Below are 24,024 nucleotides of genomic sequence, written 5' to 3' on the forward strand. Positions count from 1 at the left end.
CGGCGTCTGACAAGCAAACAGCCCCGGCAAGACCGGGGCTCTTGCGCACCCACGTTACCAAACCGGGTCCGGTCCGGCCCGTCCCCGCACGGCCCGACCCCGGCCCGGACCCGGCCCGTTCCGGCCGGGCTGCGGTCCCGGGGCCCGGGGTTACAGACAAGTTGCGGCGTTGTGTAGCGAAAACCCGCAACGGCACCTACGGTCTGGGGACGACCGGGACACCGGCCGCCTACCACCCCCGAGAGGACCGGACGAGACCGCCCATGGATGTCCTGCACTGGCTGCAGCCCCGCGACCACGTCGTGGCAGCCCGCACGGTCACCACGCTCAGCGGCGTCGCGGTCACCACGGCGTTGTTCACCGCCCCGCTGCAGGCCACGACGCCGAGCGGGACCACCGCGCTCCTCGCCGCAGCTCTGCTCGCGCTCGTCATGGGGGTCAGCGCGATGTCGCTGGTCATCGGCCCCGAGCACCGTCTCGGCTGGGCGCTGGCGCCGGTGCTCTCGGTGCCGGCGCTGGTGCTGATCGACCTGCTCACCGATGACGCGACCCTGACCGCACAGCTGTTCTTCCTCTTCCCCGCCCTCTACGGCGCCTCGCAGCTGCGGCCGCCCGGTGCGGCCTTCCTGGCGGTGCTGGCGATCGCCGGGGAGGTCGTCGTCGTGGCGACCCAGCTGCCGGCGCGTGAGGCGTTGGTCGACGCCTGGTACGTCGCCGCCGCGATCGGCACGACGACCATGCTGCTCGCCATCGCCAGCGAGCGCAACGCCCGGCTGGTCGCGCGGCTGGAGGAGATGGCGGCGGTGGACCCGCTGACCGGGCTGGCCACCCGCCGAGTGCTCGACGAGGCGGCCGGGTCGGCGCTGTCGGGGGCCGGCAACGAGTCCGGGACCGCCCTGATCCTGCTCGACGTGGACCACTTCAAGTCGATCAACGACAGGCACGGTCACCCGGCCGGCGACGCGGTGCTGGTCCAGCTGGCGGCGCTGCTGCGCAAGCATGGCCGCGCCAACGACGTGGCCTGTCGCCTCGGCGGTGACGAGGTCGCGCTGCTGATGCCGGCGTGCGGCCTCGACGACGTCGAACAACGCGCAGCGGAGCTGATGGCCGCGGTGCGCGAGGAGCCGTTCCACACCGGGAGCGGCGACCCGATCGCCGTGAGCATCAGCATCGGCTGCGCGCACCTGCCCACGCACGCCTCGGACCTCCACGCGCTCTACTCCGCAGCCGACTCCGCGCTCTACCGCGCCAAGGAGCTCGGCCGCGATTGCGTGGTGACCGCCAGCTCCGCCGACCCGGTGGGCTGAGCGCGCGGCTGGACCCCGGCGGCCACGCCCTCCATACTCGGCCATACTCAGCGCCGAGAACACGTTCTACTTCTGGGCGTGCCGACGTGAAGGAGCCCCTCGTGGCCGCGAGCAAGCAGACCCTGCTGGACACCATCCACCGCTACGTCGAGCTCGTCGCCACCGGCAGCTCCGCCGACGTGGTCGCGCTCTACGCCGACGGCGCGACCGTGGAGGACCCGGTGGGCAGCGAGGTGCGCACCACCCGGGAGTCGATCGCGGAGTTCTACGCCGCCCTCGACGGCCTCGAGCAGGAGGCCCGGGTCCTGCACGCCCGGGTCGCGGGCAACGAGGCCGCGTTCGCCTTCGAGCTCGTCACCATCGTCGGGGAGAAGAAGCTGACCCTGGCGCCGGTGGACGTGATGACCTTCGACGACGAGGGCCGGATCACCAGCATGCGCGCCTTCTGGTCCGAGGACGACATGGTCTGGAGCTGACGCTCCCGCCTGGTCAGCCCGCCCGGTCAGCCCGCCTGGTCAGCCCGCCTGGTCAGCCCGCCCGGTCAGCCCGCGCGGGCGGCGACCAGGTGGGCGGCGACCTCCGCGACGACGGCGCGCGCGAGGGTCTCGGCCGAGTCGTCGTACGGCTCGGGGACGACGGCGTGCACGTCGCCGCCGGCGAGCAGCTCCAGCGCCCCGACCTTCTGGTTCGCGGCCATCTCGGCGGCGCGCGTGGTGTCGCCGTGCACGATCACGCTGGCGCCCTCCGGCGGCAGCGGGGAGAGCCAGGCCCGCTCGGCGGCGACGACGGTGTCGGCGGGCAGCAGCGCGAGCGCCCCACCCCCGCACCCCTCCCCCAGGATCACCGAGACGGTCGGCACCGTCATGGTGACCAAGGTGGCGATGCAGCGGGCGATCTCGCCGGCGATCGCGCCCTCCTCCGCCTTCGGCGACAGCTCGGCGCCGGGAGTGTCGATGACGGTCACCAGCGGCAGGCCCAGCTCCTCGGCCAGCGCCATCGCGCGGCGCGCCTCACGCAGCGCCCCCGGTCCCATCGGGGTGGCCGGCGTCTGCCGGGAGCGGTCCTGCCCGACCAGCACGCACGGCTGGCCGTCGAGCCGGGTGAGCGCGATGAGCACCGTGTCGTCGCGCTCGCCCTCGTCGGTGCCGCGCAGCCGCACGGTGCCCGTGGCGCCGTACCGCAGCAGGTCGCGCACGCCGGCCCGTCCCTGCGCGCGGGTCGCGACGATGTCGTCCCACACCGGGCGCTCCGCGGCCGTGCCCGGCGGCACCGGGTCGCGCCGGTCCAGGTCGGCGGCCGCCGGCGGGTCGACCAGGACACCGAGGGCGCGGTCGACCAGCGCCGGCAGCTCGTCGGCCGGTACGACGGCATCGATGACGCCCTTCGCGGCCAGGTTCTCCGCCACCTGCACCCCGGCAGGGAACGGCTCGCCGTTGAGCGCCTCGAACACCTTCGGGCCGAGGAAGCCGACCAACGCACCGGGCTCGGCGACGGTGATGTGGCCGAGCGAGCCCCAGGAGGCGTAGACGCCGCCCGTGGTCGGGTGGCGCAGGTGCACCAGGTAGGGCAGCCCAGCGGCGCGGTGCGCCATCAGGGCCCGGGAGATCTCCACCATCTGCACGAACGCGCGGGTACCCTCCTGCATCCGGGTGCCGCCCGAGGAGGTGCTGGCCAGCACCGGCAGGCCCTCGGCGCTGGCACGGCGCACGGCCGCCGCGATCCGTCCCGCCGCGGCGACCCCGATCGACCCGGCCAGGAATCGGAACTCGTTGACCACGAACGCCACCGGACGACCGCGGACGGTGCCGCGGCCGGTGAGCACCGACTCGTCGGTGCCGGCCTTCTCCGCCGCCGCCCGCAGCGCCTCCTGGTAGGAGGCGGGGTGGCCGCTGATGTCGACCGGGGTGTCCCAGGACTCGTACGAACCGGCGTCCAGCACCAGATCGATCAGCTCACGCGCGGTCAATCGGCTCGAGGTCCCCATGGCTGCGCATCCAACCACGGCCCCGCCGGTAGCGTGGGGCCGTGCCTACCCCCTCCCTGCTGTTGATCACCAACGCGGAGGCGGGCACCGCCGACGTCGAGGCCGTCGACACCGCCCTCGCCGTGCTCGGCGCGATCGCCGACGTCGAGGTCGCCGCGACCTCCTCCCCCGACGAGCTCGACACCGTGCTCGCCCGCGCCGGCGCCGGCGGACGGCGGATCGTGGTCGCCGGCGGCGACGGCAGCCTGCATGCGGTGGTGGCCGCGCTGCACCGTCGCGGCGAGCTGGGCGAGGCCGAGATCGCCCTGCTCCCCCTGGGCACCGGCAACGACTTCGCCCGCGGGCTCGGCATCCCGTTGGAGCCCGCCGCGGCTGCGCGGGTGATCCTCGAGGGCGCCACCCGCCGCCTCGACGTGGTCGTCGACGACACCGACACGGTGACCGTCAACAGCGTGCACCTCGGCGCCGGCGCCGACGCCGGCGCGAAGGGCGCGGTCTGGAAGGAGCGGCTCGGCTCCGTCGGCGTCGGCAAGCTCAACCTCGGCCGGCTGGGCTACCCGATCGGGACGCTGCAGACCGCCCTCAAGCCGCCCACGCTGCGGGTGCGGGTCGAGGTCGACGGCGAGCTGCTGGTCGACCTCGACCAGCAGGTGCTGATGGTCGCGATCGGCAACGGCACCTCCGTCGGTGGCGGCACCGCGCTGACCCCCGACGCGCTGCCGCACGACGGCGCCCTCGACGTGCTCATCGCGACCCCGGTCGGCACCTGGGCGCGCCTGGCCTACCTGCTGCGCCTGCCGTTCGCCAGCCACGAGAAGCACGAGGACGTGAAGATCGTCCGCGGCTGTGAGGTCCGGGTGGCGGGCACGCCGTTCGACTGCAACAGCGACGGCGAGATCTCCGGCCCCGTGCGTCGACGCACCTGGCGCGTCGTGCCGGACGCGTACACGATGGTGCTGCCCGCCGAGTCGGGAGCCACGGCCTCCGGCAACTAGAGTTGCCCGTCGTGGCACGAGGACAGCGCGATCAGCAGACCGACCCGACCGACTGGGTGACCCGCACCGCCGACCTGGCGCTGCGACACGCCGAGCAGGTCAACGGCGGCACCCTGCCCGAGGTCGTCACCTGCGCCTCCGGGATCAGCCCGTCCGGCCCGATCCACCTCGGCAACCTGCGCGAGTTCCTCACCGTGCACTTCGTCGCCGAGGAGATCCGCCGCCGCGGCATCACCGTGCGCCACCTGCACAGCTGGGACGACTACGACCGGTTCCGCAAGGTGCCCGCCGGCGTCGACCCGTCCTTCGCCGAGCACATCGGCAAGCCGCTGACCGCCGTGCCCGACCCGACGGGCGAGTTCGAGAACTGGGCCGAGCGGTTCAAGGCGCCGCTGCGCGCCGCGCTCGCCGACCTCGGCTGCGACATGGTCGAGGTCAACCAGACCGAGATGTACCGCGCCGGCGCCTACCGCGAGCAGGTGCTCACCGCGATCCGCAAGCGCGGCGAGATCGAGTCGGTCATGTCCCGGTTCCGCACCAAGAAGGCCGACCCGGTCGAGGACGGCGAGTCGACCGCCGAGTCGACCGCCGAGGTGGAGGGCGGTGCCGGCACCAGCGAGGACCTGGCCCGCTTCCCCTACAAGCCCTACTGCCGCGGGTGTGGCCGCGACACGGTCACGTTGACGTCGTACGACGACGACACGACGGACCTGGCCTACACCTGCGACGCCTGCGGGGAGTCTCACGTGACCAACGTGGCCACCCAGAACGAGGGCAAGCTGGTGTGGAAGGTCGACTGGCCGATGCGCTGGACCTACGAGGGCGTGCACTTCGAGCCCGGCGGCGTCGACCACGCCAGCCCGGGGTCGTCGTACACGGTCGGCAAGGAGATCGTCGGCCCGATCTTCGGCGGCACCGCGCCGTCGTTCGTCGGCTACTCGTTCGTCGGGGTCGCCGGCATGCCGAAGATGTCGTCGTCCAAGGGCGGCGTGCCGACCGCGGCCGAGGCGCTGCGGATCCTGGAGGCGCCGATCCTGCGCTGGCTCTACGTGCGCCGCCAGCCCAAGCAGGCCTTCAACGTCGACTTCGGCGTCGAGGTGCTGCGGCTGTACGACGAGTGGGACGCGCTGACCAAGAAGGCCGCCGTACCCGAGAAGCGCGACGCCGCCGTGCTCGCCTGGGAGCGGGCCTCGGCCACCTCCACCGCCGGCACCCTGCCCACCCCCGCCGTGCCCGTGCCGTTCCGCATGCTCTCCTCGATCGCCGACGTCACCGCCGGCTCCCGCGAGATCATCGCCCGCACCGTCGGTGCCAGCGAGGCGGACCTCGAGCCGCGGCTGACCAAGGCCGCCACCTGGATCACCGACTACGTCGACCCCGAGGACCGCACCACCGTGCGCACCGAGGCCGACACCGCCCGGCTGTCCGCGCTGACGCCCGAGGAGTCCCGCTGGCTGGAGCTGCTCCTCGCCGGCCTGCCCGCCGACTTCACCGACACCGACGCGTTGACCTCGCTCATCTACGGCGTGCCCAAGCTGGCCCGCGGGCTGAGCGTCGACGACGCCCCCACCGACGAGGTGAAGGCCGACCAGAAGGCCTTCTTCAAGCTGCTCTACGAGCTCCTCGTCGCCGCCGAGCGCGGCCCCCGCCTGCCCACCCTCTTCGCCGCCCTCGGCGATGACCGCGTGCGGGCTCTGCTCACCGCGTGAGCCGGGCGGAGGGCTTGTAACTACGAGTTATGGCCTCTACCCGGGTGGTAGACCACCCAGGTAGAGGCAACAGCACCCGGGTAGATGCCTTCGGGGCGCCGTGCTCGGGAGTCACCGGGCCGACCCCGCACGGGGCCGCGGTACGACGTCCCGGGTGCGTCAGGCGGGCCGACGGGCGCTGTGCTCGCGCCGGATCCGCTCCGCCTCCGCTGCTAGCGTCGGCGACAGCTCACGGCCGAACCGGGCATCGGCCTCGGCCTGCGCGGACCGCAGCCGTCGTACGGCGTCCGCGCGGCGCGGACCCCAGTGGTCGGCCCAGACGACACGGCTGACCACGAGGCCGCGGTCGCTCACCGCGCGCTCACGCAGCTTCTCCTCCCAGACGGCCTCCTCCACATCGTGGGCGACCCCGCCGCGCTCGAGGGACCGGTACTTGAGCCGGCCGTCGGTCTCGATGACGTGGTGACCGACGCGGATGTCGCACCACGCGATGCCGCGCTGCGTGCGGACCGGGAACTGCGTCTCGGGCTCGCCGATCCCGGCCTCGATGACGAGGTGCCGGCCGAGCGACTCGTGCGGCGTCTGCGCACCCGGGTCGGCGAGCGCGACGCTGCGCCGCGCCGCCTTCACACCGGGCCAGCACTGCATGATCACGTAGGCGGCCTCGAGCTCGGCGCGGGTCGCACCGGCGCGCAGGGCGGAGTCGCACGCGACGATCCCGGCCAGGATGCCGTGCTCGCGGGCGATGTCGACCGCCGTCCGGGCCCGGTCGAGCACCGGCACCCCGCCGACGCGCAGCACCTGCTGGTCGGCGTACCGGGCGAGGTGGTGCTTGACGCCGTTCTCGGTCCACGCGTTCGTCCAGCCCGGGCGCGTCATGTGCACGAACCCGTCCCGCGCGGCCAGGATCGGCATGCCGAGCGCGTGCGCCGCCGAGTCGTGGCTGAGCACCCACCCGCGACGCATCGCGAGCACGGCGGCGCGGGCCAGAAGCAGCGGGCGGCCGACGTGCTCGTCGAGCTCGGCCCAGGTCTCAGCCGGCGTGTAGATGCCGCGGCGCAGCGGCACCCACTCGTGGTGCCGGAGCAGGCGTCGTACCTCGCCGGGGCTCAGGCCGAGGTCGAGCGCGCGAGCGCGGGTGATGAGACCGTCGTTGGCGGCGATGGCGGCGGTGACGCGTGGGTCCACGCAGCCCAGCGTCGACGCCACACACGGTCCGGGCCAGGGCGCGCTAGCGAGCTGTGGACGGCGGCGCGGCGCGTCGTACGACGGGAGGGGTCGTGGACTTCTTGAGCACGCTCAGGTGACGCCGCTCGGGCGCATCTACCCGGGTGCTGTTGCCTCTACCCGGGTGGTCTACCACCCGGGTAGAGGCCATAACTCGTAGTTACAAGCGAGCCGTGGCCGCCCGGCTCACAGCAGGGCGTCGGCGGCGGCGGGGCTGGAGTCGCGCAGGAAGGTGGCGCAGCGCTCGGCCTCGTCGGTCTCGCCGATGGCGTCGGCGGCTTGGGCGAGCAGGGCGAGGGCGCGCAGGAAGCCGCGGTTGGGCTCGTGGTCCCACGGCACGGGGCCGTGGCCCTTCCAGCCGTTGCGGCGCAGCAGGTCCAGGGAGCGGTGGTAGCCGACGCGGGCGTAGGCGTAGACGGTCACCCAGTCGACCTCGGCGGCGCGGGCCTCCTCGGCCAGGGTCGCCCAGGCCAGCGGCGAGGCCGGCAGGCGTCGTACGACGTCCACGGCCACCATGCCGGAGGCCAGCAGCTCGGCGGCGGGGTCGACGGGCAGGTGGGTGGGCGGGGGGCCGGCCATCAGGTCGGCGCCGGGCGTGATGCTCATGCTCGCCATTGTGTCCGGCCAGGGACGGATGCCGGTGGGCGGGTGTCGAGCCCGGGACGCTCCCCCAGGCCGCGTCCACCTCGACGCGTCCACCGGCACGACGCGTCCGTCGCCACCCCACAGGCAGCGACCGGGAAGCGACCGGGCACCGACCGGCGACGCTGCCGCCCGAGCGACCCGCAGCCCGCCGCCCGAGCGACCCGCAGCCCGCCGCCCGAGCGACCCGCAGCCCGCCGCCCGCCGCCCGAGGAGCGTCAGGACACGAAGCCGAACAGCGGGCTGTCCGGAGCCACCTTCTCCACCCGCAGCCGGGAGCACGCCATCCGCTCCAGCAGCGGTCCGAGGTCGTTCGGGTCCTGCATCTCGATGCCGACCAGCGCCGGCCCGGTCTCCCGGTTGTTGCGCTTGGTGTACTCGAACAGCGTGATGTCGTCGTCGGGCCCCAACACCTCGTCGAGGAACCGGCGCAGCGCACCGGGCTCCTGGGGGAACTCGACCAGGAAGTAGTGCTTGAGGCCCTCGTGGATCAGCGCCCGCTCGACGATGTCGGCGTAGCGGGAGACGTCGTTGTTGCCGCCGGAGACCACGACCACGACGTGACCGCCCGCCGGCAGCGTGTCGACCACCTCGGGCAGCCGCAGCGCGGTGGCGGCGAGCGCACCGGCGGGCTCGGCGATGATGCCGTCGACCTGGTAGAGGTCGAGCATCTCCACACAGATCAGCCCTTCGGGCACCGACGCGGTGGACAGCTTCACGGCGTCGCGGGCGGCGGCCACGGCGGCGTAGGTCAGCTCGCCGACGCGACGCACGGCGGCGCCGTCGACGAACGGGTCGACGTGGTCCAGCTCGACCGGTCCGCCGGCCTCGAGCGCCGCGGCCAGCGAGGTGGCGCCGGAGGGTTCCGCGGCGACGACCTGCACCCCGGGCAGCCGCTCGGCGAGGACGGTCAGCGACCCCGCGATCAGCCCGGCGCCGCCGACGGGCAGCACCAGGGCGTCGGGCTGCCAACCCAGCTCGCCGGCCTGGGCCAGCACCTCGGCGACGACGGTGCCCTGCCCGGCGATGATGCCGGGATGGTCGAAGGCGGGGATGGCGGTGGCGCCGGAGGCGGCGGCGAAGTCGGCGGCGGCGACCGCGGCGTCGTCGTACGCCTCCCCGGCGATGACGACCTCGACCTGCTCACCGCCGAGCGCGGCGACCCGGTCGCGCTTCTGCCGGGGCGTGGTGCGGGGCAGGAAGATGGTGGCGTGCACGCCGGCCCGGGCGCAGGCGAACGCCACCCCCTGGGCGTGGTTGCCGGCGCTGGCGCAGGTCACGCCGCGGGCGCGCTGCTCCTCGCTCAGCCCGGCGAGCACCGTGTAGGCGCCGCGGGCCTTGTAGGAGCGCACCGGGGTGAGGTCCTCGCGCTTGAGCCAGACGTCGAGCCCGGTCAGCGCGGAGAGCCGGTGCGCGCGCTGCAGCGGGGTCGGCGCGATGACCGGTCCGAGCAGGCTCGCCGCGGCGTCGACGTCGGTGGCGGTGGGAAGCGTGGGCGTCTGGAGGAGGTCAGGCACGATCAGCTGATCGTCTTGCCGGCCGAGCGCAGGTGCTCGCAGGCCTCCACGATGCGCGCGGCCATGCCGGCCTCGGCGGCCTTGCCCCACGAGCGCGGGTCGTAGGCCTTCTTGTCGCCGACCTCGCCGTCGATCTTGAGCACGCCGTCGTAGTTGCGGAACATGTGGTCCGCGGCGGGCCGGGTGAAGGCGTACTGGGTGTCGGTGTCGATGTTCATCTTCACCACGCCGTAGTCGACGGCGGCCGCGATCTCCTCGGCGGTGGAGCCCGAGCCGCCGTGGAAGACCAGGTCGAACGGCTTCGCGCCGGCCTCGAGGCCGAGCTCGGCGACGACGGCCTCCTGGGCGGTCTTGAGGATCTCGGGGCGCAGCTTCACGTTGCCGGGCTTGTAGACGCCGTGCACGTTGCCGAAGGTCAGGGCGGTCAGGTACCGGCCCTTCTCGCCGATGCCGAGCGCGCGGACGGTGGCCAGCGCGTCCTCGGGGGTGGTGTAGAGCTTCTCGTCGATCGCGCCGACGATGCCGTCCTCCTCGCCACCGACGACGCCGACCTCGATCTCGAGGACGATGTTCGCAGCCGCGGCGCGGGCGAGCAGGTCCTCGGCGATGCGCAGGTTCTCCTCCAGCGGCACCGCGGAGCCGTCCCACATGTGCGACTGGAACAGCGGCGCCTGGCCGCCCTTGACCCGCTCCGCGGAGATCTCGAGCAGCGGGCGGACGAAGCCGTCCAGCTTGTTCTCGGGGCAGTGGTCGGTGTGCAGGGCGATCTGCACCGGGTAGTTCTTGGCGACCTCCGCGGCGTAGGCCGCGAACGCGACCGAGCCGGTGATCATGTCCTTGACCGAGGGGCCGGACAGGTACTCCGCACCACCGGTGGAGATCTGGATGATGCCGTCGGAGCCGGCATCGGCGAAGCCCTTGAGGGCCGCGTTGAGGGTCTGCGAGGACGAGACGTTGATCGCGGGGAACGCGAACGCACCGGCCTTCGCGGCGTCGAGCATCTCGGCGTACTTCTCGGGGGTGGCGATGGGCATGCTGTTGGCTCCTGCGCAGGGTCCGGGTTGGTGTTCCCAACCTACCGCGACAACCGATAGGCGGTGGCGCGCGTATCTGTCGGTGAGTGAGGATCGACCCGACGGAGGCGGAGGACACGTGCGCGCCATCATCGATCGGCTCGACGCCGAGCTGGGGGCACCTCCCCCGGCCAGCTTCGACGTGGCCGCCACCGTCGCCGCCGGGCGCCGGTCCGTACGACGCCGCCGGCTCGCGGCCGGCTCAGCCGTGCTCGGCGTGGTGCTCCTCGCCGGGGGCGTGGCCTGGGGCGCCGGCCTGCCCGGCGTCGACCGGGCCGAGGCGCCGCTGGCCGGCCAGGGCGCGACCTACGTCCCGGTCACCGACCTGGGCGACCAGGTGCCGGTCGCCTACACGGACGGTGACGACGGTGACGGGGACGGTGACGGGGATGGTGCGATCGCGCTGCAGGAGGGCTGGCGGGTCACCGAGCGGGTCGACGACCCGCTGGGCGACGCCGGGCTGCGCGGCACGCGGGACGCGGCGGCGGCCCCGGTGGCGGAATCGGTCGGTCTGGCGGTGCACCGCGGCGACCAGGAGCGCTGGGTGCTGCTCTTCCGCGAGCCCGACACCGAGGACGCCGACGGGTCGGCGTCCGGCTCGGGCGGGGCGGAGGTCGAGCTCGAGCCCGGCGCGACGTTCCCCGACCTGGCCACCTGGCTCGAGGTGCGGGTCGGCCTGCTCACCACCGGCACCTCCACGGAGCTGGTCACCGTCGACGAGCGGGACCGGGTCCGCGGCCGGCACGGCGTGCAGGTGCGGGACCAGGAGGTCCTGGCCGCCGGCGGCCCGACGTCGGCCACCCGGTTCGCCGCCCGCCTGGCGCTGGGCGCCGAGGAGCTGTGGGTGGTGGTCCAGCGCACTGGCACCGGCGCCGAGACCGCGCTGGCCGACGTCACAGCGGCCGACGACTGGGCCCCGGCCGAGGGCGCCACGGTGGCCGACTTCGCCGCCTGGCTCACCGGCCCCGAAGGCGAGGGGACCCGGTGAGGCGCACGGAGCGCGAGGCGGCGTACGTCGAGTTCGCCACCGCGCGACGCGACCGGCTGCGCCGCATCGCCTACGGCATGTGCGGGGACTGGCACCGCGCCGACGACCTGGTCCAGAACGCGTTGGTGAAGCTGTACGTCGCCTGGCCGCGGGTGCACCGCAGCGGCACCGAGGACGCCTACGTGCGCCGGGTGCTGTTCAACGCCGCGATCGACGACTCCCGGCGCGCGGTGCGCCGGGAGCGACCGACCGAGGTGCTGCCCGAGACCGCCGGCCGGGTCGGGGTCACCGTGGAGGACCGGGACTCGCTGGTGGCGGCCCTGCAGCAGCTGCCCGCCCAGCAGCGCGCGACGGTGCTGCTGCGGCACTGGCTGGGGCTCAGCGTCGCCGAGGTGGCGGCCGAGCTCGGGATCAGCGAGGGCACGGTGAAGAGCCACACCTCGCGTGGGCTGAGCGCGTTGCGGGGCGCGCTGAGCGTGGTGGAGCCGTAGGCCCACCGAAGCCAGCCACAGCCCAGCCAGGACGTCAGCCGCGCCAGGCCTCGTCGCTGCCAAGGTCGGCGTGCTGGACGATCCAGGAGTGCATCGCGATCGCCGCGGCGGCGGAGGCGTTGATGGAGCGGGTGGAGCCGAACTGGGCGATGGAGAAGGTGCCGTCGCAGGTCTCGCGGGCGGCCGCGGAGAGCCCCGGGCCCTCCTGGCCGAACAGGAAGCACACGCGGCGCGGCAGCGTCATCGTCTCCAGGTGCTCCGAGTCGGGCAGGTTGTCGATGCCCAGCAGTGGCACCGCCGCGCCGCCGTCGCGACCACCGACGGCGAGGTACTCGTGCAGCTCGGCCACGCTCGGGTGGTGCCGCACGTGCTGGTAGCGGTCGGTGACCATCGCACCGCGCCGGTTCCAGCGCCGGTTGCCCACGATGTGCACCTCGGCGGCCAGGAACGCGTTCGCCGAGCGCACGATGGTGCCGATGTTGAAGTCGTGCTGCCAGTTCTCGATCGCGACGTGGAAGCCGTGCCGGCGGGTGTCGAGGTCGGCGACGATCGCCTCCACCGACCAGTACCGGTAACGGTCCACCACGTTGCGGCGGTCGCCCTCGGCGAGCAGCTGCTCGTCGTACACCTCGGCGCCGGGGCCGCTCGGCCACGGGCCCGGCCAGGGCCCCACCCCCACCTGGGGGGCACCGTGCGGCATCGGGTCGTACGGCGCCCGCCGGTCGCCCTCGGCGCGGGTCTCGTCGGCCGGGTCGTTCACGGAGGGAACCCTAGTGGCCACCTCACCGATACCCGGCAGGTAGCGTGGGACCGTGGCCCTGTACGACGTCTCGACGATGCTTTCGGGCGCGGTTGGGCACCTGGCTCCGATGTTCCTCGGTATCGACTGGCTCGACCCGGAGTGGCTGCTGGAGCGATTCGGTGCCGAGTTCTTGTGGATCAGCCTGCTGATCCTCTTCGTGGAGTGCGGGCTGTTCTTCCCGTTCCTGCCCGGTGACGCCCTGCTGTTCGCGTTCGGCATCTTCGTCGCCACCGAGCGACTCGATGTCTTCCCCGGCTCCCCGCTGCTGGAGCTGTTCCTGGGCATCGCGCTGCTCGTCGCCGCCGGGTTCGCCGGCAACGTGGCGGGCTATGAGATCGGCCGCAAGATCGGGCCGAGGATCTATGCCCGCGACGGCAGGCTGTTCAAGCAGAGATACATCGACGAGACCCAGGTCTTCTTCGACGTGCACGGCAACAAGGCGCTCGTGCTGGGCCGTTTCGTCGCTTTCGTGCGCACCTACATCACCGTCGTCGCCGGTGTCACCGGCATGGACCGGCGCCGCTTCTACACCTGGAGCGCGATCGGCGCGTTCCTGTGGGTCGCCTCGATCTCGATGCTCGGCTACTTCCTGGGCAAGCGGGTGCCCTGGCTGGGCGACAACATCGACTACGTGATCCTGGCGATCATCGGCTTCGGCGGGATCCTCATGGTCATCGAGGCCATCCGGCGGCGTCGTACCGACGCCCCCGAGGCCGAGGACCGCGACCACGACGGCCGCCCGGACCGCGACATCGCCGGCTTCCCGGTCAAGCCCCGCCCGCACGAGGACTGAGCGGGGGCCCGCCGGCGCGCGTCAGCCACCGGCAGGCGCGGGTCAGGCCCCGCCGCCTCCGCCGCCCTCGCGCCGGGTGCGGACCATCGAACGCACCCGCAGCACCAGCCACCAGCACACGGCGGCGACCACGGCGACGATGACGAGCTTCTGGAACGTGCCGGCGTAGTCCTCGACCCGGTGCCACTGCTCGCCGAGCTGGTAGCCGGCGAGCACGAAGACGGTGTTCCAGATCGCGCTGCCGGCGGTGGTCAGCAGCAGGAAGATCGAGAACGGCATCCGCTCCACGCCGGCGGGCAGGGAGATCAGGCTGCGGAAGATCGGGATCATCCGGCCGAAGAAGACCGTCTTCTTGCCGTGCCGGGCGAACCAGATCTCGGTGCGCTCCAGGTCGCTGGTCTTGGTCAGCGGCAACCGGTCCCAGACCCAGTAGACGCGGTCGCGGCCGATCAGCACGCCGATCCAGTAGAGCGCGACGGCACCGACCACCGAGCCGGCGGTGGTCCACAGCAGGGCCTCGATCAGGGAGAACTCGCCGCGGCTCGCGGTGAACCCGGCCAGCGGCAGGATGATCTCGCTGGGCAGCGGGGGGAACAGGTTCTCCAGGGCGATGGCGAGACCGGCCCCGGCCGGGCCGAGCTTCTCCATCAGGTCGACGGCCCAGCCGGCGATCCCGGTGAGGTCCTCGCCGCCCTCGCCCGTGCCGTTCGCGGCGGAGGCGAGGGACGCGAGCGCTGCTGCAGCGTCGCTCACGCGGTAGCCCGGGCCGCGTCGAGCTCGGCCTTGGTCAGCACCGCGCGCACCTGCAGGCCGACGTCGGCCAGCGGGTTCTCCTCGCCGGGGCTGCGGTCGATCGCGCAGATCACGGTCTCCACGACGGCGCCGCCGGCGCGCAGCGCGCTCGTGGCGTCGCGCACCGCACCACCGGTGGTGATCACGTCCTCGATCAGCACGACCTTCTTGCCGGCGAAGGCGGGCCCCTCGGCGAGCTTGGCGGTGCCGTACTCCTTGGCCTTCTTGCGCACGAACACCACCGGGATGCCGACCAGCTGGCTGACGGCGGTGGCGATCGGGATGCCGCCCATCTCCAGGGCGCCGAGCAGGTCGACCTCGGCGGGCAGCAGCTGCGCGACCTCGCGGGCGACCCGGGCGAGCAGCTGCGGGTCGGCCTCGAACAGGTACTTGTCGAAGTACTCGTTGCTCACCTGGCCCGAGCGCAGCGTGAACTCCCCCGTCAGGCGGCAGGTGGCGTCGATGTCGGCGGCGAGGTCGGTGTCCGTGGTCGTCACGTGCCTCAGGTTAGTGGGCACGGGTGGGGCGCCCGGGACGCACCCGCCTCACCCGGCGGGCGCCGGGCGGACGGCGACCAGCCCCGTCACGGTGCCCTGCAGCAGGGTGCCGTCGGGCAGGAACGTGCCCACCATCTGCAGCGTGTCCGCGGTGGGGCCGCGCCCGATCGTGGTGCGGCTGAGCACCCTGCCGCGGGCGGGGTCGATGCGCACCAGGTCCCACCGGCTGCCCTGCGCGAGGCGCTCCACGGTGTAGATCACGTTCTCGGCGACCGAGAGCTTCGGCACCGCCGCGGAGGCGACCGTGTTGGTCCAGCGCACCCGGCAGGTCTTCTTCCGACCCTTGCCGGACAGCGTGAGGCGCTGCATGCCGCCGACGAAGTCGGCCTTCGCGGGCACGGCCTCCCCGGCCCCGTCGGGCGTGGCCGGGTAGGGGTAGCCGTAGGTGCTGGCGACGTAGACCTGGTTGCGCAGCGCGATCGCGGAGTTCTCGGTGCCGCTGTTCGCCCGGCCGAGGATGGGCGTCTTGCAGACCGTCCTGCCGCTCGCGGCGCGGTAGACGACCAGGTGCTCGCGGGGCCGGGCGTTGTCGGTGATCGCGACGTACTCCCGCCCGGTGCGCGGACCGAAGAAGGTGGGCGTGGCTCCCGAGCCGTGGCTGAGCTGGCCCGGCTTGCGGGCGGGGCCGCGGTCATAGGCGCGCCGCCAGACCTGCTTGACCGCACCCGGGCGGCCGGCCCGGTTCCGGTTCGCCTTGACCAGGTACGTCGCGTGGTCGGTGACCACGGCCATCCCGGCCGGGGAGGTGGAGATCGAGTTGGCGACCTGCTCACCGCGCCCGAGGACGCGCAGCGCGACCTTGCGGGTGCGGGGGTCGGCGTACCCGGCGCGGCCCTGCGCGGTGGCGAACCAGACCAGGCCGTTGTAGCCGGGCGCCACAGTCGTGACGGCGTCGCAGTCGGCGGCACCGCAGGCGCGGGTGAAGGCCGGCTTGAGGTCGATGGCCGCGGCCTCGGTGATCGTCATGGTGCGGCCGGTGCTTCCGGCACGCCGGTGCTCGAGGAACAGCACCCGGCCGCTTCCGTCCACGGTGACCAGCCGGTCGCGGTGGTCGAGGTAGGCGTAGACCCCGCCGAGCAGGCTGCCGGCCGTGAGGTGCTTGCGGGCGACGGTGCGCAGCGTGGTGGGGTCGATGATGTTCAGGGTGGGCGCTCGGTCGAGGTACTCGGTGCACAGCGCCTGGATGTAGCCGTCCTTGCCGGCCAGGATCGTCGGGCACACCGAGAGCAGGGTGCGGGTGGTGGCCCGGGCGCCGGGGCCGGGGCCGCGGTAGCGCGTGGTGTCGGAGGACGCCGGGTCGCCGTGCATCGTCGAGGAGCCCACCGGGCCGGCGTACGGGTTGACCGGCGGCAGGCCGGGTCGTGGCTTCGCCTGGGCGGGCGGCGGGACCAGGACCGCGGCGAGGAGGGTGGCCAGAAGCGTGGACAGGACGAGAGCACGGGAGCCGAACACAACCAATATTGTTGACTAACATGACTATGTGATCGCATCGCGTCCGCCCAGCGGACGCCCGAGCGCGACCTAGGCTGAGCCGCATGCGCACGCCTGCCGCCGCACGCCGGGTCGCCGGGACGGGCGAGACGATCTTCGCGGAGATGTCTGCCCTGGCCGCCCGCACCGGGGCGGTCAACCTCGGCCAGGGCTTCCCCGACACCGACGGGCCGCCGGCCCTGCTGCGTGCCGCCGCGGACGCCGTGCTGGGTGGCGCCAACCAGTACGCCCCGGGCATCGGGGTGCCCGCCCTGCGCCGGGCGATCGCGGCGCACCAGCAGCGCCACTACGGCATCGGGCTCGACCCCGACACCGAGGCGGCGGTCACCACCGGCTGCACCGAGGCCATCGCCGGCGCCATGCTCGGCCTGGTCGACCCCGGGGACGAGGTGGTGGTGCTCGAGCCGTACTACGACTCCTACCCCGCGATGATCGACTTCGCCGGCGGCGTACGCCGCCCGGTGACCCTGCGCGCCCCCGACTTCCGGCTCGACCCCGCCGAGCTGGAGGCCGCCGTCGGTCCGCGCACCAAGCTGATCCTGCTGAACACCCCGCACAACCCCACCGGCCGGGTGCTCGACGCCGAGGAGCTGGCCGCGGTGGCGCGGGTGGCGACCGAGCACGACCTGGTCGTGGTCACCGACGAGGTCTACGAGCACCTCACCTTCGACGGCCACCGGCACGTGCCGATCGCGACGCTGCCCGGGATGGCCGAGCGCACGCTGACCCTCTCCAGTGCCGGCAAGTCGTGGTCGGTAACCGGCTGGAAGATCGGCTGGGCCACCGGCCCGGCACACCTCGTCGCCGCCCTCACCGGCGCCAAGCAGTGGCTCAGCTACACCTCCGGCGCGCCGCTGCAGCCGGCCGTCGCTGCGATCCTGGACTCCGGCGACGACTTCCCCGTCCGGCTGCGTGCGGAGCTGCAGCAGCGGCGCGACGAGCTGGTCGCCGGGCTGCGCGCGGCCGGGCTGACGACGTACTGCCCGCAGGGCACCTACTTCGCCACCACCGACGTGGCCGACCTCGGTTGGGCCAGCGGGCTGGACTTCTGCCGGGCCCTGCCCGAGCGGGCCGGGGTGGTCGCGATCCCGACCGAGGTCTTCTACGACGCCCCCGACGCCCCGGGCGCGGGCCGCCACCTCGTCCGCTGGGCGTTCTGCAAGCGTCCCGAGGTCGTCGCCGAGGCCGTACGACGCCTCACCGCCGCCGACCTGCGGGCCTGAGCGTCGGACAGAGCGGCGCCCGGAGGGCTGCGGGCAGGCTCCGAACGTGTTCGGATTCGTTCGGGGTCGCGCTCGAGGCGACCGGCGCGCCCGGATCAGCCGGCACACGTCGGACGGGTCGCGTTCAATGTCGTCCGGGGGATCAGCGAGGCGGGTCTCGGGATCGCGGATGTGGGGTCCGTGCCGGGGACCCGTCTCGCGCCCCACCGAGCCCACCGCCGGACCGGGTGCTGGGCGCTGGGTGCCGACCGGAGGACCGATGAACGACCCGTCATCCCCGTCACCACGGCCCGCAGGCTGGTACATCGACCCCGCGGCGAGCAGGACCCACCACCGCTACTGGGACGGCAGCCGCTGGACCGATCAGTTCCGGTCGCGGCCGCCGGATGCCGCCGTGGCTGATGCGGGCCGCTTTCCTGCGCCCCGGCCCCGGCACCGGCGCCGATGGGCCTGGTGGCGGCGACGGTGAGCGTCCGCGGCCCGGTGGCGCCTCAGCGGCGAGGGGCGAACCAGGCGGCGACGTCGGCGCGCAGCAACAGCCAGGTGCTGACCGCCAGCACCGCGACCAGCATCACCAGCGGCCAGGCGCCGAGCGCCATCAGCAGGCACAGGCAGCCGGCGCAGGCAGCGGAGACGGCCAGCGTGATCCGCGCCCAGTTGCGGCCGGCGAACGCCAGCCCGGCCAGCACGATCGCCGCCACGGCCCACACGGCGAGGCCGGCGATCAGCACGTAGAGGCCACCGACCAGGGAGGCCTCGGTGAGCTGGTAGGCCTCGACCAGCGCGGGCTGCTCGGCCGACATCTCGTCGTACAGGGTCTCGCTCTGCGAGGGCAGCAGGGCGGCGACCAGCGCCAGCCCCGCCAGCGCCGTGGACGACGCGACCCAGGTCAGCACGCACGCCATGACCAGCGCCTGCGGCCGCGGCCCCCGTACGGCGTCGTGCGGTGCGGCCGGGGCCGGGTGAGCACCCGGGGCGGGCCGGCCGTCGGTCTGACCCTGGGGCTGGGCGTGGGGCTGAGCGTGAGGCTGGGCGTGGGGCTGACCCTGGGGCTGGGAGGCCGCCGGTACCGCCTGGACAGGCCGCTCGGCGCCAGGACCACCGGCACCCGGCCGGTCGGCGCCGGGCTCACTCGGCCGCGTCCGGGCGAGCCGCTCGGCGCGGCGGGCCTCGTAGCGCTCGCGCCACGGACGACCGGCGTACCAGTCACGGGTGGGCTGCAGCCACAGCAGCGCGATGCCGGCGACCACCATCGGGGCCAGGAAGCCCGCGGTCGCCATGCCGCCGATGAGCAGCAGCGGGGAGAGCGCGGTGAGCGCGATCCGGGCGCTGAGGGAGCGCTTGAAGACCTGGAAGCCGAGGATCGTGGCCGCCGCGGCCGCACCCGCGCCGACCAGGCACAGCACGCGCACCAGGGCGGAGAGGCCGTCGATCGTGATCCCGGCGTCGGCGAACGGCGGGTCGGCGATGATCCGGCCGAGCTCCTCCTGCACCTCGAGGGTGTGCAGGGCGGCGATCCGCTCCCACGCGGAGAGCACCAGCACGATCGAGCCGACGATGATCAGCACGCCGGCGAGCGTCGCGTGTCCGGGGCGTGACTCCTGCTGGCTCATGGCCCCCATTCCATCAGAGCGTCCCACCGCTCACACGGCCGGTGGTTTGCTGGCGCTCCTCGGGGGTTGCAACCCCCGAAGAGCGCAGGGATCCCCGGGTGACCGGGGATCCCTGCACCGCGCCTCTCAGCGACCGCCTCACACCACCATCAGGGCGAGCCCGTCGTCGCCGCGCTCGACGAAGACGGAGCCGCCGTCGTGGACGTCGCCGGCGATCAGCAGCTTGGCGAGCGGGTCGCCGATGGCGGACTGGATCAGGCGACGCAGGGGTCGGGCGCCGTAGGCCGGGTCGTAGCCGGTGTCGGCGAGCCACTGCCGGGCCTGGGGCGAGACCTCGATCGTGATCCGGCGCGCCTCGAGCCGCTTGCCGAGCAGGGCCAGCTGCAGGTCGACGATCTTGGCCAGGTCCTCCTTGGTGAGCGCCTCGAAGGTGACGATCTCGTCGAGGCGGTTCAAGAACTCCGGCTTGAACGAGGACCGGACCAGCCCCATCACCGCCTCCTTGCGAGCGTCGGGGTCCAGCAGCGGGTCGACGAGGAACTGCGAGCCGAGGTTCGAGGTCAGGATCAAGATGGTGTTGCGGAAGTCCACCGTGCGGCCCTGGCCGTCGGTGAGCCGGCCGTCGTCGAGGACCTGCAGCAGGATGTCGAAGACCTCCGGGTGCGCCTTCTCCACCTCGTCGAGCAGCACGACGGAGTAGGGACGCCGCCGCACGGCCTCGGTGAGCTGGCCGCCCTCGTCGTAGCCGACGTAGCCCGGAGGGGCACCGACCAGGCGCGCCACGGAGTGCTTCTCGGCGTACTCGCTCATGTCGATGCGCACCATCGCGCGGTCGTCGTCGAAGAGGAAGTCGGCCAGCGCCTTGGCGAGCTCGGTCTTGCCGACGCCGGTGGGGCCGAGGAAGAGGAACGAGCCGGTCGGCCGGTTCGGGTCGGCGATGCCGGCCCGGGCGCGTCGTACGGCGTCACTGACCGCGACCACGGCGGCCCGCTGCCCGATCAGGCGGTTGCCGATGACGTTCTCCATCTCCAGCAGCTTGGCGGTCTCGCCCTGCAGCATCCGGCCGGTGGGGATGCCGGTCCAGGCCTCCACCACCTCGGCGATCTGCGCGGGCCCGACCTGCTCGCCGACCAGCTTCTCGGTGCCGTCGTCGGTCTGCGGGGACGCGGCGAGCCGCTCGATCTCGGCCTCGAGGTCGCGGATCTGCTTGTCGGCGAGGTAGCGCTGCTCGAGCATCGCGTACTTCTCCTCGCCCTCGGGCAGCACGGCGCTCTCCCGGGTGAGCCGGTCGGCCTCGATGCGCAGCCCGTCGAGCCGGCGGCGCAGCTCGCCCTCGCCCTCCAGGGACGCCTTCTCCCGCTCCCAGCGGGCCTCGAGCCCGCGCAGCTCCTCGGACTTGTCGGCGAGGTCGGCGCGCAGTGCGGCGAGCCGCTCGGCGGAGGCCTCGTCGGACTCGCGGGCGAGCGCGAACTCCTCCATCTTCATCCGGTCGACCTGGCGGCGCAGCTGGTCGATCTCCTCGGGGGAGGACTCGATCTCCATCCGCAGCCGGCTGGCGGCTTCGTCGACGAGGTCGATCGCCTTGTCGGGCAGCTGGCGCCCGGGGATGTAGCGGTCGGACAGGGTGGCGGCGGCGACCAGCGCGGCGTCGGTGATCCGCACGCCGTGGTGCGCCTCGTACTTCTCCTGGATGCCGCGCAGGATCTGGATGGTGTCCTCCACGCTCGGCTCGCCGACGAAGACCTGCTGGAAGCGACGCTCCAGGGCGGGGTCCTTCTCGATCCGCTCGCGGTACTCGTCCAGCGTGGTCGCGCCGATCATGTGCAGCTCCCCGCGCGCCAGCATCGGCTTGAGCATGTTGCCCGCGTCCATCGAGGAGTCGCCGCCGGCACCGGCGCCGACGACGGTGTGCAGCTCGTCGATGAACGTGATGATCTGACCCTCGGACTGCTTGATCTCGTCGAGGACCGCCTTGAGCCGCTCCTCGAACTCGCCGCGGAACTTCGCGCCGGCGACCATGCTCATCAGGTCCAGGCTGAGCACCCGCTTGCCCTTGAGGCTGTCGGGCACGTCGCCGTCGACGACGCGCTGGGCGAGGCCCTCGACGACGGCGGTCTTGCCGACACCGGGGTCGCCGATGAGCACCGGGTTGTTCTTGGTACGACGCGACAGCACCTGCACCACGCGCCGGATCTCCGCGTCGCGGCCGATCACGGGGTCGAGCTTGCCCTGCTCGGCGGCGGCGGTGAGGTCGACGGCGTACTTCTCCAGCGCCTCGTAGGTGGACTCGGCGTCCTGCGAGGTCACCCGGCGGTTGCCGCGCACGGCGGTCAGCGCCTCACGCAGGCTCTCGGCGCTGAGCCCGGCGTCGGCGAGCACCCGCTGCGCGGACGACTCGACGGTGGCGAGCGCGATGAGCAGGTGCTCGGTGGCGACGTAGTCGTCCTTCATCGAGCCGGCGAGGTCGATCGCGGAGGCGAGCACCCGGGTGAGCGCGGCGGAGCCGGCGGGCTGCTGCACGGTCGCGCCGCTGGCGCGCGGCAGGCCGTCGCGGACCTCGGAGGCGCGGCGGACCAGCGCGGGGGCGTCGACGCCGGCCTTCGCCACCAAGTTGGCCGCGGTGCCGCCCTGCTCGGCGGGCTGCAGCAGCAGCGCGACCAGCAGATGGATCGGTTCGACGGTGGTGTTGCCCGCCGTGGTTGCGGCGAGCTGCGCCGCCTCGATCGCCTCGCGGCTGCGGGTGGTGAACTTGTCGGCCCCGAACTGGCTCATCGGCCTGCTCTCCTCATCGTGCGTGGTGGTGCGTGATGGTGCGGATACGTCGCGGGGCGGGACCCTGAGGGTCTCGCCTTCACCTGGGTAACGTGCGAAAAGTTGAGTCTGTTCCACTCAACTTCGCCTTTTTCTGGGGATCCTGCCCGATCCGCGACCGCACCCCACCGGGCCACCCCCGAAAGCGCGACGCCAGGCACCACGGATCGCGGCGGGCGACGCCCTCGAGCTGCCGGCGGACTGGGCCGGCGGGAGGAACCAGACGGAGGCGACCCGGGACCGGAGCGCCGCCGGAAGGCGCCCGGATCCCGAGGCGGTCGGATCCGGCGGCGACCGGGCGCCCACGGTCCCGCGCTCTGCCCCCCAGGCAGAGCGCGGGACAGTCCCCACACCCGGCGGCGCGCGCGTGCGCACGCCGCTCCTTCTCCGAGCGTGACACGCGACAGAACCCAGTCAGCAGATGTTTCTGTGCCACTCGCCCATGAAACAGCGCGATTGCTGCCACGATGACCGCCGTGGCGCGCCAGCCCGAGGAGATCGACGACCCCACGCCGTTGACCGGCGAGCGGATCGACATCGGCGCGCGGATCGGCTGGCTGCTGCGCACCACCCGGATCGCCGCCGGGGCGGGCCTGCGCGAGCTGGCCGAGCGCGCCGGCGACCAGGCCGGAGCCGCACCGCTGTCGGCCGCGACCCTGTCGCGCACCGAGACCCTCGGCCGGCGCCGGGGCGCCGTGGTCGCGGCCTACGAGCGCACCCTCGGCCTGCCCTACGGCCAGCTGCGGGCGCCGATCGACGTGCTGTGCCGGACCTTCGCCTACGCCCCGGCGGACCTGGAGCCGTTCCGCCCGCCGGCGGACCTCACGGACTTCACCGCCGCCTGTGCCGCCGTGGCCGGCACCGAACCCGACGGCCACGACTGGCTGCGGTTCGCCGAGCACCACACCGCCGGCCCGTTCGGCCTGCCCGCCGACGCGATCCGTCCGGCGTTGGCCCGCCTGGCCGGCGAGGTCGGCCGCGCCACCGGGACCGCCTACCAGCTGCGCTACGAGGCCCTGGCCAAGCTGCGCTGCAGCCCCTACCGCGACGTGGTGCTGGACGTCGTGCGCGAGCTGGTGGCCGAACCCGGCGTGCAGCGCGCCGCGGACCTGGTCAGCGCCGCCACGGAGCTGGCGAGTGCCGACGCCGCCCAGTGGTGCGGCGAGCTGCTGAGCCACCCCTCGTGGGTGGTGGTGCGGGCGGGTTGCCTGGGCATCCAGAACCTGCGCAGCGTCGGTGAGCTGGACGCCCGCACGTGGACGGACCTGGTGCCGGTGCTCGCCGCCGCGTGCGACGCCGACCACGACGACCCGCTGCGCGGGCCGATGCTGGCCGCGACGCTGGCGTGCTGCCCCCCGGGGGTGCGGACCGAGGTGCGCGCCCTGCTCCGTCACGAGCCGCCCGAGCCGCGGCGGACCCGGAGCTGGACGCGGAGCCGGCACAACGTGCACTTCAACCACGCCGGCGACCTCGCCGCCCGGATCTGCGCCGGCCGGGCCGGCGAGACCCTGCTGGCCCGGATGCTGTTCGAGCTGCTCTACGACTTCCGCGCCACCCACGTGGTCACCTCGTCGTTCCTGCTGACGGCCTCCCCGTACGCCGGCGACGTCGCCGACACGCTGTGCCACACCGCGCTGCACGGTCCCGACGAGCTGACCCGGCACGGCGCGGCGTACGCCTTCGCCAACCTGATGCCCACCGTCCGCGCCGACGACCCGGGGCCCTGGCTGGCCTCGGACGACCCGGTGATCCGCGGCGCGGGGCTGATCGTGTGCGGATTCGCCGGGGTGCCGCTGCCCGCCGACCTTCTCACCACCTTGTTGCGCAGCGACCCCGAGCTGGCCCGCGACACCCTGTTCGCCGCCGGCATGGCGCAGCAGCCCGAGCTCTCCGCTGTCGCGGACGACGAGCAGCTGCCTGGTGACGTGCGCGAGGCTGCGCGGTGGTGGCTGCGCACCGGGGGCCGGATCCTGCGCTGAGGACGGCTCGCGAGACCGCGCCGGGGCGTG

The 24,024-nt window shown here is 73.5% G+C and carries 21 protein-coding genes; 10 read left to right on the forward strand and 11 right to left on the reverse strand.

All coding sequences use genetic code 11. From position 1 onward, the window contains the following. The first annotated feature begins 263 nt into the window (after positions 1–263). Together KG111_RS16235 and KG111_RS16240 are read left to right on the forward strand one after the other, a co-directional pair. Positions 264–1,307, forward strand: a complete 1,044-nt coding sequence (locus KG111_RS16235; RefSeq protein ID WP_205289799.1) for a GGDEF domain-containing protein — start codon at positions 264–266, stop codon at positions 1,305–1,307. Between the two features lie 101 nt (positions 1,308–1,408). Next, entirely contained in the window at positions 1,409–1,783 is a 375-nt protein-coding gene (locus KG111_RS16240) for a nuclear transport factor 2 family protein (protein ID WP_205289800.1), read from the forward strand. Positions 1,784–1,848: 65 nt separating this feature from the next. Here KG111_RS16240 and KG111_RS16245 read toward each other — a convergent pair whose 3' ends face one another. Then, on the reverse strand, positions 1,849–3,291 hold the full coding sequence (locus KG111_RS16245; RefSeq protein ID WP_205289801.1) for a carboxyl transferase domain-containing protein: 1,443 nt from the start codon (positions 3,289–3,291) through the stop codon (positions 1,849–1,851). A gap of 41 nt (positions 3,292–3,332) precedes the next feature. On the opposite strand from KG111_RS16245, the gene KG111_RS16250 reads away from it, so the two are divergent. Together KG111_RS16250 and lysS are read left to right on the forward strand one after the other, a co-directional pair. Then, positions 3,333–4,286, forward strand: coding sequence for a diacylglycerol/lipid kinase family protein (locus KG111_RS16250; RefSeq protein ID WP_249666179.1), 954 nt, complete (start codon positions 3,333–3,335; stop codon positions 4,284–4,286). Positions 4,287–4,297: 11 nt separating this feature from the next. Then, a complete protein-coding gene (gene lysS / locus KG111_RS16255; RefSeq protein WP_205289802.1) occupies positions 4,298–5,995 on the forward strand; it encodes a lysine--tRNA ligase in 1,698 nt (565 codons plus the stop codon). Positions 5,996–6,154: 159 nt separating this feature from the next. Here lysS and KG111_RS16260 read toward each other — a convergent pair whose 3' ends face one another. The 4 genes from KG111_RS16260 to fbaA form a co-directional block, all read right to left on the reverse strand. After that, a complete protein-coding gene (locus tag KG111_RS16260; protein WP_205289803.1) occupies positions 6,155–7,183 on the reverse strand; it encodes a type IV toxin-antitoxin system AbiEi family antitoxin domain-containing protein in 1,029 nt (342 codons plus the stop codon). 225 nt (positions 7,184–7,408) lie between these two features. Next, a complete protein-coding gene (locus KG111_RS16265; protein ID WP_205289804.1) occupies positions 7,409–7,828 on the reverse strand; it encodes a DUF3151 domain-containing protein in 420 nt (139 codons plus the stop codon). Positions 7,829–8,082: 254 nt separating this feature from the next. Further along, positions 8,083–9,381 carry a threonine ammonia-lyase IlvA gene (gene ilvA / locus KG111_RS16270; RefSeq protein WP_249666180.1) on the reverse strand — a complete coding sequence of 433 codons (1,299 nt, stop codon included), beginning with the start codon at positions 9,379–9,381 and terminating at the stop codon, positions 8,083–8,085. A 2-nt stretch (positions 9,382–9,383) separates the two neighbouring features. After that, the gene (fbaA, locus tag KG111_RS16275) at positions 9,384–10,415 is read right to left on the reverse strand and encodes a class II fructose-bisphosphate aldolase (protein WP_205289805.1); all 1,032 of its coding nucleotides are present in this window, start codon (positions 10,413–10,415) and stop codon (positions 9,384–9,386) included. Positions 10,416–10,533: 118 nt separating this feature from the next. On the opposite strand from fbaA, the gene KG111_RS16280 reads away from it, so the two are divergent. Together KG111_RS16280 and KG111_RS16285 are read left to right on the forward strand one after the other, a co-directional pair. Beyond that, positions 10,534–11,442, forward strand: a complete 909-nt coding sequence (locus tag KG111_RS16280; protein ID WP_205289806.1) for a hypothetical protein — start codon at positions 10,534–10,536, stop codon at positions 11,440–11,442. After that, positions 11,439–11,933 carry a SigE family RNA polymerase sigma factor gene (locus KG111_RS16285; protein ID WP_205289807.1) on the forward strand — a complete coding sequence of 165 codons (495 nt, stop codon included), beginning with the start codon at positions 11,439–11,441 and terminating at the stop codon, positions 11,931–11,933. Before KG111_RS16280 ends, KG111_RS16285 begins: the two co-directional genes overlap by 4 nt. A gap of 34 nt (positions 11,934–11,967) precedes the next feature. Here KG111_RS16285 and KG111_RS16290 read toward each other — a convergent pair whose 3' ends face one another. Next, complete coding sequence (locus tag KG111_RS16290) at positions 11,968–12,633, reverse strand: TrmH family RNA methyltransferase (protein ID WP_205290043.1); 666 nt, start codon at positions 12,631–12,633, stop codon at positions 11,968–11,970. Between the two features lie 112 nt (positions 12,634–12,745). On the opposite strand from KG111_RS16290, the gene KG111_RS16295 reads away from it, so the two are divergent. Beyond that, complete coding sequence (locus KG111_RS16295; RefSeq protein ID WP_249666181.1) at positions 12,746–13,528, forward strand: DedA family protein; 783 nt, start codon at positions 12,746–12,748, stop codon at positions 13,526–13,528. A 42-nt stretch (positions 13,529–13,570) separates the two neighbouring features. On the opposite strand, the gene KG111_RS16300 is transcribed toward KG111_RS16295, so the two are convergent. Genes KG111_RS16300 through KG111_RS16310 form a run of 3 tightly spaced genes read right to left on the reverse strand, consistent with a single transcriptional unit; the run spans position 13,571 to position 16,329 of the window. After that, complete coding sequence (locus tag KG111_RS16300; protein ID WP_249666182.1) at positions 13,571–14,281, reverse strand: DedA family protein; 711 nt, start codon at positions 14,279–14,281, stop codon at positions 13,571–13,573. After that, positions 14,278–14,817 (reverse strand): orotate phosphoribosyltransferase, encoded by a 540-nt coding sequence (gene pyrE, locus KG111_RS16305; protein ID WP_205289808.1) that lies wholly within the window; start codon positions 14,815–14,817, stop codon positions 14,278–14,280. The genes KG111_RS16300 and pyrE overlap by 4 nt, the downstream gene beginning before the upstream one ends. Before the next feature lie 48 nt (positions 14,818–14,865). Beyond that, complete coding sequence (locus KG111_RS16310) at positions 14,866–16,329, reverse strand: hypothetical protein (RefSeq protein WP_205289809.1); 1,464 nt, start codon at positions 16,327–16,329, stop codon at positions 14,866–14,868. A gap of 83 nt (positions 16,330–16,412) precedes the next feature. On the opposite strand from KG111_RS16310, the gene KG111_RS16315 reads away from it, so the two are divergent. Together KG111_RS16315 and KG111_RS18610 are read left to right on the forward strand one after the other, a co-directional pair. Then, on the forward strand, positions 16,413–17,591 hold the full coding sequence (locus KG111_RS16315; protein ID WP_205289810.1) for a pyridoxal phosphate-dependent aminotransferase: 1,179 nt from the start codon (positions 16,413–16,415) through the stop codon (positions 17,589–17,591). 259 nt (positions 17,592–17,850) lie between these two features. Next, positions 17,851–18,060 carry a DUF2510 domain-containing protein gene (locus KG111_RS18610; protein WP_205289811.1) on the forward strand — a complete coding sequence of 70 codons (210 nt, stop codon included), beginning with the start codon at positions 17,851–17,853 and terminating at the stop codon, positions 18,058–18,060. A gap of 22 nt (positions 18,061–18,082) precedes the next feature. On the opposite strand, the gene KG111_RS16325 is transcribed toward KG111_RS18610, so the two are convergent. Both KG111_RS16325 and clpB read right to left on the reverse strand, forming a co-directional pair. Further along, positions 18,083–19,204: a hypothetical protein gene (locus KG111_RS16325; protein WP_205289812.1), complete on the reverse strand. Its 1,122-nt coding sequence runs from the start codon at positions 19,202–19,204 to the stop codon at positions 18,083–18,085. Between the two features lie 138 nt (positions 19,205–19,342). After that, positions 19,343–21,976 carry an ATP-dependent chaperone ClpB gene (clpB, locus tag KG111_RS16330; protein WP_205289813.1) on the reverse strand — a complete coding sequence of 878 codons (2,634 nt, stop codon included), beginning with the start codon at positions 21,974–21,976 and terminating at the stop codon, positions 19,343–19,345. Between the two features lie 515 nt (positions 21,977–22,491). On the opposite strand from clpB, the gene KG111_RS16335 reads away from it, so the two are divergent. Further along, positions 22,492–23,994, forward strand: a complete 1,503-nt coding sequence (locus KG111_RS16335) for a helix-turn-helix domain-containing protein (protein WP_205289814.1) — start codon at positions 22,492–22,494, stop codon at positions 23,992–23,994. The last annotated feature ends 30 nt before the right edge of the window (positions 23,995–24,024 follow it).

The sequence above is a fragment of the Nocardioides faecalis genome, from assembly GCF_018388425.1.
GTDB lineage: Bacteria > Actinomycetota > Actinomycetes > Propionibacteriales > Nocardioidaceae > Nocardioides > Nocardioides faecalis.